The sequence below is a fragment of the Psychrobacter sp. C 20.9 genome (assembly GCF_001921765.1).
Taxonomy (GTDB): domain Bacteria; phylum Pseudomonadota; class Gammaproteobacteria; order Pseudomonadales; family Moraxellaceae; genus Psychrobacter; species Psychrobacter piscatorii_B.
Genome location: NZ_MRYC01000001.1, coordinates 291,001 through 304,494, shown reverse-complemented (window position 1 = coordinate 304,494; position 13,494 = coordinate 291,001). Strand labels below are relative to the sequence as shown.

Sequence of the window (13,494 nt, the reverse complement as noted above, 5' to 3'; positions counted from 1 at the left end):
GTTTGATAAAATAGCATTTATCAATAGACGGTCGTTAATGCACTGCCATTGATCGATTAAGCCATATCCGCACTGTTTTTTAGGTACTGCATAAATAGCGGTACTGGACGACCAGTCGCGGCTTTATCTTTGCCTGAGTTCCATGCAGTACCAGCAATGTCTAAATGCGCCCATGCCTGACCTTCTTCAATGAAACGAGACAAGAAGCAAGCGGCAGTCACTGCGCCCGCACCTTTACCACCGATGTTTTGGATATCAGCAATTGGCGAGTCAATCAGTGCTTGATACTCGTCGTCTAGTGGCATGTGCCAGATAAGATCACCTGATAAGTTGCTCGCATTCTCGAGATCAAACAATACATCTTCATCGTTACTAAAGACTGCCGAACGCACATGGCCTAATGCAACCACGCAGGCACCCGTCAACGTTGCAACATCAATGATGGCTTTTGGATTATAGCGCTGTACATAGCATAAAGTATCAGCCAATACCAAGCGACCTTCGGCATCGGTGTTCAGAATTTCAACAGATTTACCATTCATGGCTTTGACAATATCGCCTGGGCGCGTGGCATCACCTGATGGCATGTTCTCAGCACAGGCGAGCGCACCGACCACGTTGATTGGTAGACGTGCTTCACATAAAGCTTTGATAGTACCAAGTACTGAGGCTGAACCGCCCATGTCAAACTTCATCTCATCCATTGCCGCGCCTGGCTTGATTGAGATACCGCCTGAATCAAAGGTCACGCCTTTACCGACCAAGACGATAGGCGCATCATCATTTGTAGCTTGTGCATTCTTGTCGCTAGCTTTGTCGGATTTCTTAGCGGATTTTTTGGTTGGTAGTTTATCAGTGAGCGCTTTTTTTAGACCAGTCACTTTCGCGTTGCTAATCGTTTGCTCGGTGGTGCCAGCGTTTGCACTAAATGAGGATTTACCGCGGTACTCCATGATGACAAGCTGACCTTCTTTGGTAGAGCCTTGAGCCACTGATAAGAAACAGTTCATACCCAGCGCTGACATCTCGTCTTCACCGAGTACCTTGACAGTCAATAGGTCAGGATAGGTTTTTGCAAGCTCTTGTGCTTGCTCTGCCATATATGCAGGGAAGCAAATATTACCTGGCTCATTGGCGACGTCACGAGTGAGGCTTTGACCGGCGAATACTGCCTCAGCAAATGCGAGTGCAGGCTGTAGTGAGTTATCAGCTAACAGATAAATATCAGTCAAGACAGGACTTGCTTGCTCAGATTTATATTTGTCAAAGCGGTAGCTGGCTGCCAATAGGTTTAGGGCAAATTGACCAAAATGGCTTTCTTCTAGCGCATCACCCAAGGCAACGGTAATAGACGATACCCGCTTTTGCGTGCTGCTATAGATGGTCTTGGCAATTTTTTGCAGTACGGTATTGCTGAATTTGTCCGTGTTACCGACACCAACCAACAATAGCTGTACAGGGTTTTGTTTGGTGGTTTTTTTATCCCCTGCCAATGCATAATCAGCAACGGTCTCACAGGCTGTGCCCTTGAAGTGAGAGACTTCAATCAATTGCTCAATACGAGCGGTATAGTCAGTCAGCATGGAGTTGGCAAGGATGTTTTTTTTGTCATCGACCAAGACCACCAGACAAGCGTCGTCTTTACTTATGGCTTCTTTTTTGAGGATTTTTTGCGTATGCGTCTTTGGCAGGTGCTGAGATAATTTGATATTCATATAGTTATCCTTATTAGAGTTATGAAAATGATGCAATTGCTGGTGCCTGTTAGATTATTGGATTATTTGGCTTGTAGAGCAATCACGATAGTGTAGCATATTGCGATGATGGTGCGCAGTTTGCAAGGGTTAGGTAATAAGTCCGAACAAAATTGTATGTCAATTAACACTACAATACGACGATATATGTGGCTATGCCTAGTTCATAATGAGCCTTAGCTCATGACGCGCGTTGAATGATGAGATACGGCACTTATTACAGTGGCTATTAATATATTAAATTAACTGTTAACTAACTCATCAGTCGTTACTAACGCACTAAATCTGTCTTGTAGCGCTGCCATCGCGGTATCATGCATGACCTCAGCACTGATGGTTTTTCTAGTAGCACTTGGGAGATCGCGAGTGGCACAGGCGTCGTGACAGACAAAATTGTCAAAGCCCAAATCGAATGCGGCGCGGGCGGTTGAGCTGACACACATATGACTCATGAAACCTGCAAAAATAATTTGTTGTTTGTTTGCAGACGAGAGTAGTGATTGTAGCTGCGTATCATAAAACGCATTGGGATGGTTTTTGACAATCACGGTTTCACCATCATGCGGCTGTAGTTGCTCGACTATCTCGACGTTAGATGATAAGGGATCAAAGACATTGCCATTTTCTGCACCGTGATGGGTGATGTGAAAGATGGGGACATCTTGCTTGCGGGCTTTATCCAGCAATAGTCGTGCGTTGTCGATGGCCTTAGCGCCCGCTTGCCCCAGTGGCATCGCGCCATCGACGTATTCGTTTTGATAATCGATAAATACGATAGCGCAATTTGACCAATCAAGTGTATCGAACTCACCACCAGCAAGTTCAAGTAGGGTTGCGGGCGTAGATGTGGTATTAGTCATTGGTATTCTCCATTACATTAGATGACATAAAAATATTTTTATTCGTCAGTCAGTCTAGCAATTAATAACAGAGATAGAGGTTCGATGATACGAATGATAAACAAACCTTTCCAAACTAAATAAATAAAAAACGTATTGGAGAAAACCCTGTTAAACCAATTCCATATAAGATTTCATTAACGATTTATCCGATATTTGATATGTTTATCGTCTACCAATAGTAATGTGCTATCAGTAAGGTGTACGTAATGTTTGCAAACACATTTCACAGCCATTTTTAGGCAAAACATGCTACGATTAGCGGTTATATTTGTCGCTTGTGTTTGTTGAGTAGGACTAATCAGTCACTCAGTAATTGTCAGTATTATTTGAACGTATATGATGCCTATGATGCATTGTTATTGTGCTCAAATATGACGATAGATCCCCCAATCCATCATGCGCATACCAACTGTTTAAGAGTACCCATTGTGATATTACGCCGCTATATGACTCGACAAGTTGCCTCGACCACTGCTTTGGTGCTGGGGTTTTTGGTAGTAATGATGCTTGGCGGTCGTTTGATACGTTATTTTGGCATTGCTGCTGAAGGGCGTTTGGATATTAGCCTGCTGTTTACGATCATCGGGTACAACCTGCCGTATTTTCTAGAATTGATATTACCGCTAGCCTTTTTTATCGCGTTGATGCTGGTGTTTGGTCGTTTATATGTCGATCAAGAAATGGCTGTCATCAATGCCAGCGGCGTGTCTCGCGGTAGGCTGGCGCGCCTGATGACACCATTGATATTAGCGTTGTTTGTTGGTGAGGCGGCATTATCTATCGTAGGAAAACCATGGGGCGTGCGCTCATCCGAGGCAGTGTGGCAGCAGCAAGCATTGACCAGTGCGTTTGACTTGATTCGCCCAAATGAGTTTATAAGCAGCGGTAACTACCATCTATACGTGGGTAGTCTCAGCGATGATAAGAAAAAACTACAAGATGTGATATTGATCCAGTCTGAGCCTACACCTAAAGGCACCGAGAAAAGCATCGATGCTAAAAACACTGCTGCTAATATGAATAATACCATTGATCAAGAAACCGCGGATCAAATGGGCATCTCTGATATGCCAAAAGATATTATAAATAGAGATGCAAAAAACATCAGTAAAGACACCATCACGCTCGCCAAGCGTGCTGAACAGGTCAATACTGGCAATAGTGGTGTGACCCAGTTGGATTTGTTTCAAGGTCGTCGTTACGAAGTGGGTGCAGGCAGCTTAAAGTACAATCAAGTCGCCTTTGATCGTTATCGCATCACGCTCACTGAGTCCTCACAAGACGTCATCACTGAAGACAATATTGAAACCCAAGCAATTGGACCTCTATGGCAAGCGGCAACAGGTGACGCGCAAACTACCACCAATAATGCGCTGCGTGCTGCCCAAGGTGAGCTTGGCTACCGTCTGGCACTGCCGTGGCTGATGATTATTGCACCGATGCTGGCTGTACCGCTTGCGCAAGTGCGTCCACGTCAAGGGCGTTGGCTGCGTCTATTTCCCTCTATCTTATTATTTGTCAGCTGTGCGCTAGGCATCATCTCGCTTAAGAACGCAGTGAGCAAAGGCAGTATTAGCGTATGGGCATATGCATGGCTGGTATTAGGCTTTATGGCACTAGCGCTTTATTTGAATTGGGGCAGCCGTGTGCAACATCGTCTGCGCTTTCGTAAACAAGAAAACAGATTAACCGTCGCCGCGCCTATCAGCAGTCTGGACAATCAACACAATAGCTCACAAGGAGGGCAGTCTTAATGCGCTCTTTATTTGCTAAGTCTGCAGGGACTGATCAGTTGGCCAAAAAACCTGCCAATTTAAAAGTCCTCAGCCGTTATGTCAAACTCAACGCCTTACTTGCTATTATCGCGGCCGTCGTCGGTTTATGGGCGTTACAGCTGGTCTTTTCTTACTTATCAGAGCTCGATTCGTTAGATGACAGTTATACGATGGGACAGGCACTCAAGTATATCTTTTATCGCTCGCCTTACTTCTTAGAGCAGTTCATCCCAACAGGTGCGCTACTCGGTGCCGTCATAGGATTGGGTTTACTTGCTAATAAAAGTGAGCTGGTCGTCATGCGGGCGGCTGGGGTCAGCATCTATCGTATCGTCGGCTGGGTGTTACAACCTGCCTTCATTTTTGTACTACTGGCATTGGCGATTAATCAGTTCGTGCTACCGCATTCCAATCAATTGGCAAAGCAAATAAACGATGAGGACAACACATCGCTAGTCACTTCGGTGCGCGGCTATTGGACGGTGCAGCCACGCTTTGAAAATGCACAAGATGGCAGCGCCACACCTGATGGCAGTGATATTTTATATATCGATTATGCCGATGTTGCGGGTAATATCGGTGAGGTCAAACGTTGGCATTTAGATAACAACGGTAATCTGCAAACCGCTGTACATGCTAATGGCGGAAAATATACGGGGCGTGAGCCTATCGATGTGACCAGTGACAAGCCAAGCGAGCAGTATCGCTACGAATGGCAGCTGAACGATATGGTCGAGCTTAGCATTAATCAGGGCTTTGAGAGTAGCCAAGCCGTTTCACCATCAGATACCCTCAGCTTACCATTCGCCCCAGAGTCTGTTTACTTGCTAACGCGCAAGGCGGAGGACTTGTCATTGACGCAGCTCTATGAGCATCGTACCTTTATGCGCCAACAGGGTAATCGCTCCTTAGATCATGAAGTGGCATTTTGGCAAAAACTGCTGTCACCTTTATCGATATTGTCGCTGGTCATTGTTGCTTGCTCGTTTGTCTTTGGCTCGCTACGCACGCACAGTTTGGGCTTGCGCATCGTGGTGGCTTTGCTGTTTGGCTTGCTCTTTAGCTATATTCAGGATTTGGTTGGTTTTATATCGCTCGCCACAGGATTTTCGCCCATGCTGATGGTGCTATTACCGATTATCGGTAGTGCGCTATTGGGTGGTTATTTGATAAAACGCCAGATGTAGAAAGACAGTTGGTCATACAAAACAAAAAGCACGCTAGATCTATTTTAGCGTGCTTTTTTATGACGATCTTTTATGGCTGAATGCTAAAGATTATTCTTTGGTCGCCATGGTAATCGTATAGGTTTTGCCTTGTTTGATCTTTTCGCTATTGCCGAACACTTCGGTAAACGAGCGCTTCATAAACTGACGTAAGCCATTGATCGTCACCACATAAAAACGCCCACCTTGACGCATGCGGGCATAAGCATCGAGGAAATACAGATAATGCTGCTCTTTACCGACTTTGGCAGGCAAGTTTGACATCACAAGGCTAAAGTCTTTATCCGCTGCCACATGATTAAAGCCATTCGATAAATGCACATCGACATTTTTTAGACCATTTTTTTCGCAGTTCAGACGTGCATATTCTACCGCCATAAAATCTTTATCAATAAGTGTATGCTGACCGTTCGGGCACTCACGCGCGGCGGTCATACCGAGCACACCATAGCCGCAGCCCAAGTCGATTGAATCATCATCCGCTTGGAAATCTACATAATCAAGCAGCATCAAGCTGCCATCATCGAGCTTTTGCGGTGAAAAAATACCCCACGTGGTTGCAAAATCAAACGGCTTACCCAGCACGTCTTGCTGAAAATGGATGTCTTCGCGCCAGTGTTCGGCGTTTTTGAGGAGGTCGGCAGGTGGCTTATGATTTAGTGGGTGGCTCATGAGATTCTCAAATAACAGATAGGTAGAAGGGGGTGCGTTGTCCAATTAGACAGTACGCATCGTATGACGAGTATTGTAACGAGAAAAGGGTAGGTTTGCAGCATCGTATTACGGGAATCATTATGGTTGCCAAATTTAGCATGTAGAAAATACATAGAAAAAAAGATATTGGCAAGATTAGGTGAGAGGCTTACACTCAACTTTAACCTGATAGCTCTGAAGTAGTATGTATGGCAGACATTATATTTGTATCTAAAGTCGACTTCTGGATCGCGTTGATTTTATGGGTCGGTAGTTTATCACTTATCCTCATTCCATTATGGGAATGGCGCTGGGGCAAAAGTAATTCACGTATGCGAAACATACTGCTAATGGTTATCTTACTGCCTTTTGCAGCACTGATGCTTATGCCTTTTTTTGGTACTAAATACACCCTAACCGATAGCCAGCTATATGTGGATAGTGGTCTGTCTACTCAAACCATTGAACTGGCAGATATCACATATATTACGCCAACTCGAAGCATGACGTCTGCACCAGCACTATCATTGGATAGACTTAAAATAGAATATCGAAACAAAGAAATATTGATATCGCCAAAAGACAAGCCGCGCTTTTATCAAGAGATACAAGCACGCAATCCTAAAATAGTGATAGAGAAAAAATATAATTTCTAGACTACTTACTCAAACGCTTCTTTAACACATGATCAACAATAAATGGACCAAAGGGCAAAAATGAACCAAGCACACCAGCAGGGAGCGCCCACAGCGGCATTTTGATTTTATGTGCCGTGATAAAGAGCACCACAATATAGGCGATGAACAACACTCCATGTACAGGCCCGACGTAGCCCACCATTTCAGGCATATTCAGCATATATTTGAGTGGCATGGCGATACCCAGTAGCAGCAGAAAAGACGTGCCTTCCAAATAACCCATGACGGTCAATTTTTTTAACGCAAATGCTTGCGCTTTGGTGAGAGTGGGCTTGGAAGATGGCTGAGCTTGCGGCACAGTATGGTCCTTTGCTGATGAGTCAATATATAAATTAAGCGCTCGCGCTAACCACGTGGATGGTGCGCGGTATGTAGCTGCTGCAATCTTGCTGTCGCCACATGGGTATAGATTTGCGTCGTGGACAAGTCACTGTGTCCAAGCAATAGCTGTACGCTGCGCAAGTCGGCGCCATGATTGAGCAAATGAGTGGCAAAGGCATGGCGCAGCGTATGCGGTGATAGTTCCTTATCAATACTAGCAATTTGAGCGTATTTCTTAAGTAGATACCAAAAGTTCTGCCGCGTCATATAGCCGCCTTGCGCGGTCAAAAACACTGCTTGGCAATTGCCAGATTTTAGATGGGCAATCAGATCGCCGCGCCCATGAGACAGATAATCTTCTAGCGCATCGCTGGCGTATTCACCGAGTGGCACCAGTCGGGTTTTATTGCCCTTACCTGTGATTTGTAGCCAGCCTGCGTTTAGGTTGACCTGCTCCAGTGACAGATTAATTAGCTCACTGACGCGCAAACCGCAGGCATAGAGCACTTCTAGCATCGCTTTGTCACGCAGTCCAAGCGCCGTACTGGTATCAGGTGCGGCAAGGAGATTATCGACATCAGCCTCGGCCAAATCCTTTGGTAACGGACGTCCAAGCTTTGGGCTTTTGATACGCTCGCAGGGATTGTCTTCGCGCAGATTGCTCGCTATCATCCATAAATAGAACTGACGCAGACTTGAGAGCATACGCGCTTGGGTGCGTGGGGTTTTACCATCTTGGGCAAGCAGCGAAAGGCAGTGCAGCACATCATCAGGCTGCCAGCGGGTCAGGGCGAGTGGGTTGGTCAACTCACAAGAACGCAAGTCGCGCACATAAGCATTACGGGTACGCGTCGCCAAACCACGTGCTAGCATGGCTTGACGAAACTCAGTCATATAAGACGGTTCATCATCGACTGCCAGCGCTTTGGGTTGCCTTTGCTGTACGGCGCGGTCACGACTCATAGGATGCTCGGATATAGGTCAGATATAAGTTAACCACTTTTTTTCTTCACCACATAACGATACAGCGTCGCGCTTGCTGGCGTGGTGCCATCGCCATCAATAGTGATTTCATCGGGATCAGCGTCTAGGTTGATGTTTTCTGCCAATGTTTCTTGAGTCATCAGCTCATGCCCCAGATGACGACAGAAATTTGGAATGTCGCGCGTGGTAGCAGGATCAGTGGCCAGTATCTCAATTACCTCACCGCTATCTGCTTTGCGGATGACTCGGTGCAGCATCATAACAGGCTCAGGACAGATCAGCCCTTGTGTATCTAAATGATGGTCGATGGTCGTATCTGGTATAGAAGTAGTCATAGTCATTATCGTAAAGCTAAGTAGATAGGTTTAAGAATGGATCGTTTGTTTAATCGCTTACTGAGGTGTACTGTCTAGATCGTCTACGGCTGCTGTCTCTTTGTCAGTATTTGCCACGTCTAAGAAGTTAAAAAAGCGCTTGAAACTGACTTTGAATAAAAATGCCACACCCAACCAACAGGACAGTCCTAACCATGCCGTATCAGCAAATAATAAGCCACCGATCAATATGATGGTCGATACGCCAATACTCATGGCAATCATCGATGGCTGATTTAAGCGATAACGATAAACCACAAAAGCATCATAAAGTGTGATTGGAATGGTCAACGCAACCAAGGCGTAGGGCAGGTTGTAAAACAGTTGATACAGCAGCTGATTGTCATGAAATGTCTTGATACTGGCAATGGTGCCAAATACTATAAAGGCGAGAATGGCAGCATAAATGAGATAGATCGCTATCTGATTGGCACGCTGCGCGCCTCTAATACGAGCAATAGCAAGCGGAGCAAAACCATGTTGCGACTTAGTATGCAAGTCTTGGTCTAGGGCAGTGGTCATAGTAATCAGTCATTTATCTGTGAATAGGTACGATGTAGCAAAATGGTGCGACAGAAATAACAGTGTCTTCTACCTATCTTGCCTAATTAGTCTGCTTTGACCGCATCAATAGCGATACTACTATTTGGATCCGCAAAGTAAGTCGACATCAGGATACAAGCAGAGATATCATCAATCGGATCACGTTCATGCTTGATCCAGCCGTTGTCCCATGCGATTTCTCTTGCTTCGATAGAGGTTAAACGCTCATCACATAATGATACGGTCACTGGCAGATGCTGCTCCATAATTCTATGAGCCAGACGCCGCGCAAATTTATGTGCGCGTTTTGAGAGCATGGAACTGCTACCATCCATATTAAGTGGCAGGCCGACCACCACCTGTGCCACGCCCCAGACTTTTATAATACCGATGAGATTGTCCCAGTCGGGCTGACCATTACTCATCGCCAAGATATCAAAAGCGCGTGCGGTCTGGGTCAAGCTATTACCGAGCGCCATGCCCATTTTTTTGACGCCATAATCTAGCGCCAAAATAAGATGCGGCTTTATCTCTGGCTCAGAGTCGCTAAGACCGTTGATGTTAGACTCATTGCTACCAATGCCATTTATATCAAGATCATGATCTGTAGCTTCTATGCTATCCACCATAAAAGTACTATCTACCATAGTGACGGCTATCCTTTATTTCTTTCATCTGTATTCATAGAGCACAATTCATAGAACATGTGCTATTAAGCATGACCGATGTCACTGCTAAGATAGTCAAAGTTGACGCCGATTTTGTCAGCGGCGATTTGCCAGCGCTCTTCGAACGGCGTATCAAACAATAAAGTCAGATCGGCAGGGCAGACGAGCCAATCACCATTACCCAGTTCTTGGTCTAACTGTTTTTTGCCCCAGCTGGCATGACCTAAGCACAGTTGATAGTGACCGACGCCTTGACCTGCCGCGATACGCTTTAGAATATCTTGGCTGGTGGTGATGCAGACATTCTCTGAAATCGCAAAAGAGGACGCCCATTCAGGCTGACCTGTATGTAGCACAAAGCCTACCTCAGGATACATAGGGCCACCTTCTAAAGCCACATCTTCCATCACTTGCGGATCGCTCACCTCAATATCCAAATCTTCTAGCAGTTTACCCACTCGCGCCTGCTCTAACGGACGATTGACCATTAGACCTAGTGCACCGTGATTATCATGGCGACAAATATAAATGAGCGCCTGTTCAAACCTTGGGTCTGACAGCTCTGGTGCCGCAATTAAGAAATGATGGGTCAAATTGGTTTTAGACATAGAAACAAACGCAACCGAATAATGAGGGTGAAAGACCACTATATGGTGATAACCAATAGAAAAGCAAGATTCACGCCAACTGCTATTGATAGCCACAAAGATTTAACAAGTACTTTTTTGATGAATCGTGCTGGATGATTTAACGACAATTAATGTGTCATTTGACATCAGACAGCAAGCTACGAGCATGATCGCGAGTCACATCAGTGATCGTAACGCCACCCGACATACGCGCCAGCTCATCTACTTGCGCGCTGTCTGTCAGTATTATCAGCTCACTTTCGGTCTGTTCTTGATGGTGCTTTTGTACCAAGATGTGCTGGTGCGCTTGCGCCGCGACTTGTGCTTGGTGAGTGATCGCAAGCAGTTGCTGCGTTTGCCCAAGCGCGCGTAGTAGCTCGCCGACCACCTGCGCCGTACCGCCGCTGATACCGACATCGACTTCATCGAATACGAGCATGGGTTTGGCAGCGTTGTTATCAGCGTTGGTCGCTTGCAAGACTTGCATGACCAGCGCCATTCGTGACAGCTCACCACCTGAGGCGATTTTATGCAGTGGCTGCATGGGCATACCGACATTGGCACTGAACAATAAATCAATATCGTAGCAGCCATGTGCATTGTACTGGCTAGGCTCTGTCTTTTTGGTAAAAACGAACTCGCAGCGCGCATTGGGTAAGGCAAGCGGTTGTAGTTGTTCGATAAGCTGTTTACTAATGGTTGGTGCCGCTTTTGTACGCTCTTGATTTAGCTGTGTGGCCAGTGCTAGATAATCCTGCCAAGCTTGCTCAATTTGCGCGGCCATCGCATCACTGCTCGGCTCGTTTTCTAAATGTTCTAATTGCTCTTGCCAAGCTTTTGCTTCATCAATCAAATCGCTCGCTGGCAAGTTGTACTTACGTGATAAGCGATGACCTAAACTGATGAGATTGTCTAATGCTTGTAAGCGCTCAGGGTCAGGTAGTTGCTGCTCGGCATAATCTGACAGTAGCGCCGTCACCTCGGTGATTTGTTGCTGCGCCAAATGTAGCTGCTCAGAGGCTTGCTCAAAGGTTTGGCTGACACCAACTTGATGATCGCAAAGTTTGATTACTTGCCCGAGCAAGGTCATTACATCTGGCTCATCGGTATCATTGTCGAGCAGATGCAAGCCATGGCTGGCCTCTTGCATTAAGGCTTCAATATTAGAGAGCTCCTCGTGCTCAGATTCAACTTCTGCATAGTCCACAGCCAATAGAGGGCTGATGTCTGCCAGTTGGCTTTGTAAAAGTTGAATACGGTCTTGACGCTGAGCCTCGCGACTTGCAATATCATCAGCGCGACGCTTTAGCTGCTGATACTGCTGATAGCTACTGGCTGTCTGACGCGTGAGTGGCGTTATTTGTGCCATCTCATCGAGCCAATTCACCACAAACTGCGGCTTGAGTAAGGCTTGTTGAGCATGTTGGCTATGAATATTGACCAGTAATGCGCCCAAGCTTTTTAGCTCAGCCAAACTGGCAGGCGAACCATTCAACCATGCTTTTGAGCGACCAGTATTGCTCAGCTGCCGCCGAATAAGTACTTCAGGCTCGTCTAGCGCCCGATCATTCTTGGCAAACCATTCGGCAATGACGCTGTTGTTGTGTACATCAAACTGAGCATAAATGTCTGCGTTGTCTGCGCCATGTCTGACCATCGCGCTGTCTGCGCGCGCGCCCACACACAAGGATAGTGCATCCAGCAACAACGACTTACCCGCCCCTGTTTCACCAGTGATGACATTGAAGCCTTCAGCGACACTCAGCTCATGCTGAGCGATCAACGCAAACTGATGTAAAGTTAATGATACTAGCATCAACGCCTCTCATGACAGACAATGAACTTCATATAAATCTTAAGAAGCCATCTATAAAATAAGGTAAATAAAGCAATGAATTTATCTATTTAACGACACTAAATAGATAAATATTGTAGGCAAACAGTATGGTGCTAAATGTGCTCAAATACAAACATTAAGGAAGTGTATAATCGAATTTGTGATTGGAAGATTACCACAAAATTATCAAAAACTGGCAATGAGTAATCGCTGTAATATCAATCATTAAGAGGGTTGATTATAGCAAAATTATGTCTATATACTAAGCGTGATTTTGGACAAAATTCGTAAAAATAGACCCAGTATAATGATGCGTTAATGGCACAAAAGCAGATAAATAAGTCTATCTAAGCTTAGCATCAAACAGTATTTTCCTAGTCGCTTTAACAAACTTTATAGAGATAATGTGGTAGCATAATCTCACATAATGATAAACTCTTCTTGTTATATTGATGACATACGGTGCATGATAACGAGTCATGATTTTGTAAAATTATAGGCGTATAGTGAGAAGAGTATGCCAATCAGTCATTATTCCAAAGCGTTTTCATAGAACCTGTGGCTACTCTTAGCACGCAGATATCTAGTAGAGAAGGATGCCGCACTCAGTGCAGAGAGGTGTGTTGATGACGCGGCTCTAGCGGTAACCAGTTACTTATTTTTTAGTTTTACCATAATTATTTGATAAGGAAGCCACTATGACAGCGGCGCAATTTACTAACGTAACAGTTAATGCCCAAGCGACAGTATCTTATGATGGTCGCTGTTCCAGCCATACCATTATGTTTGAAGACGGTCGTCACAAAACCTTGGGTGTGATCTTACCTTGTGATAACTTGGTTGAGCATTATCACTTTAGCACCAATACATCCGAGCGTATCGAAATCACCGGCGGCGAGTGTGAAGTGAAAATTAATGGTGATGACGAGTTTAGCTACTATCGTGCTGGTCAATCGTTTGTTGTCGAAGGCAATAGCGGTTTCAATCTACGTACCGAAGAAATCGTCCAGTATGTCTGCCATTTAGAAGGTTGATATTATCAACAATGCGATTCAGTTAACATTGGGTGCGGTTAAGCTATCACTATCAG

The 13,494-nt window shown here is 45.3% G+C and carries 14 protein-coding genes; 4 read left to right on the top strand and 10 right to left on the bottom strand.

All coding sequences use genetic code 11. From position 1 onward, the window contains the following. Positions 1-56 precede the first annotated feature (56 nt). Positions 57-1,715, bottom strand: coding sequence for a leucyl aminopeptidase (locus BTW00_RS01340; RefSeq protein WP_075105876.1), 1,659 nt, complete (start codon positions 1,713-1,715; stop codon positions 57-59). Between the two features lie 281 nt (positions 1,716-1,996). After that, positions 1,997-2,614 (bottom strand): cysteine hydrolase family protein, encoded by a 618-nt coding sequence (locus BTW00_RS01335; RefSeq protein ID WP_075105875.1) that lies wholly within the window; start codon positions 2,612-2,614, stop codon positions 1,997-1,999. A 488-nt stretch (positions 2,615-3,102) separates the two neighbouring features. On the opposite strand from BTW00_RS01335, the gene lptF reads away from it, so the two are divergent. Both lptF and lptG read left to right on the top strand, forming a co-directional pair. Continuing rightward, positions 3,103-4,410 (top strand): LPS export ABC transporter permease LptF, encoded by a 1,308-nt coding sequence (gene lptF, locus BTW00_RS01330; RefSeq protein WP_075105911.1) that lies wholly within the window; start codon positions 3,103-3,105, stop codon positions 4,408-4,410. Further along, positions 4,410-5,618 (top strand): LPS export ABC transporter permease LptG, encoded by a 1,209-nt coding sequence (gene lptG / locus BTW00_RS01325; protein WP_075105874.1) that lies wholly within the window; start codon positions 4,410-4,412, stop codon positions 5,616-5,618. The genes lptF and lptG overlap by 1 nt, the downstream gene beginning before the upstream one ends. A 90-nt stretch (positions 5,619-5,708) precedes the next feature. Here the strand turns inward: lptG and BTW00_RS01320 are convergent, their stop codons facing one another. Next, positions 5,709-6,329 (bottom strand): class I SAM-dependent methyltransferase, encoded by a 621-nt coding sequence (locus BTW00_RS01320; protein ID WP_075105873.1) that lies wholly within the window; start codon positions 6,327-6,329, stop codon positions 5,709-5,711. Positions 6,330-6,559: 230 nt separating this feature from the next. Between BTW00_RS01320 and BTW00_RS01315 the strand changes: the two genes are divergently transcribed. Then, on the top strand, positions 6,560-7,006 hold the full coding sequence (locus BTW00_RS01315) for a PH domain-containing protein (protein WP_075105872.1): 447 nt from the start codon (positions 6,560-6,562) through the stop codon (positions 7,004-7,006). A gap of 1 nt (position 7,007) precedes the next feature. On the opposite strand, the gene BTW00_RS01310 is transcribed toward BTW00_RS01315, so the two are convergent. The 7 genes from BTW00_RS01310 to recN form a co-directional block, all read right to left on the bottom strand. Beyond that, positions 7,008-7,346 (bottom strand): DUF3817 domain-containing protein, encoded by a 339-nt coding sequence (locus tag BTW00_RS01310; protein WP_075105871.1) that lies wholly within the window; start codon positions 7,344-7,346, stop codon positions 7,008-7,010. A 47-nt stretch (positions 7,347-7,393) separates the two neighbouring features. Continuing rightward, complete coding sequence (gene xerD, locus BTW00_RS01305) at positions 7,394-8,332, bottom strand: site-specific tyrosine recombinase XerD (RefSeq protein WP_075105870.1); 939 nt, start codon at positions 8,330-8,332, stop codon at positions 7,394-7,396. 29 nt (positions 8,333-8,361) lie between these two features. Then, positions 8,362-8,688: a sulfurtransferase TusA gene (tusA, locus tag BTW00_RS01300; RefSeq protein WP_075105869.1), complete on the bottom strand. Its 327-nt coding sequence runs from the start codon at positions 8,686-8,688 to the stop codon at positions 8,362-8,364. 57 nt (positions 8,689-8,745) lie between these two features. Continuing rightward, a complete protein-coding gene (locus BTW00_RS01295) occupies positions 8,746-9,249 on the bottom strand; it encodes a hypothetical protein (RefSeq protein WP_075105868.1) in 504 nt (167 codons plus the stop codon). Positions 9,250-9,335: 86 nt separating this feature from the next. Next, positions 9,336-9,917 (bottom strand): Holliday junction resolvase RuvX, encoded by a 582-nt coding sequence (gene ruvX / locus BTW00_RS01290; protein ID WP_075105867.1) that lies wholly within the window; start codon positions 9,915-9,917, stop codon positions 9,336-9,338. A gap of 65 nt (positions 9,918-9,982) precedes the next feature. Then, positions 9,983-10,546 carry a YqgE/AlgH family protein gene (locus BTW00_RS01285; protein WP_075105866.1) on the bottom strand — a complete coding sequence of 188 codons (564 nt, stop codon included), beginning with the start codon at positions 10,544-10,546 and terminating at the stop codon, positions 9,983-9,985. A 157-nt stretch (positions 10,547-10,703) separates the two neighbouring features. Further along, complete coding sequence (gene recN, locus BTW00_RS01280; RefSeq protein ID WP_075105865.1) at positions 10,704-12,383, bottom strand: DNA repair protein RecN; 1,680 nt, start codon at positions 12,381-12,383, stop codon at positions 10,704-10,706. A gap of 719 nt (positions 12,384-13,102) precedes the next feature. Here recN and BTW00_RS01275 point away from each other — a divergent pair. Then, positions 13,103-13,438, top strand: a complete 336-nt coding sequence (locus BTW00_RS01275; protein WP_058023616.1) for a pyrimidine/purine nucleoside phosphorylase — start codon at positions 13,103-13,105, stop codon at positions 13,436-13,438. Positions 13,439-13,494: the final 56 nt, after the last annotated feature.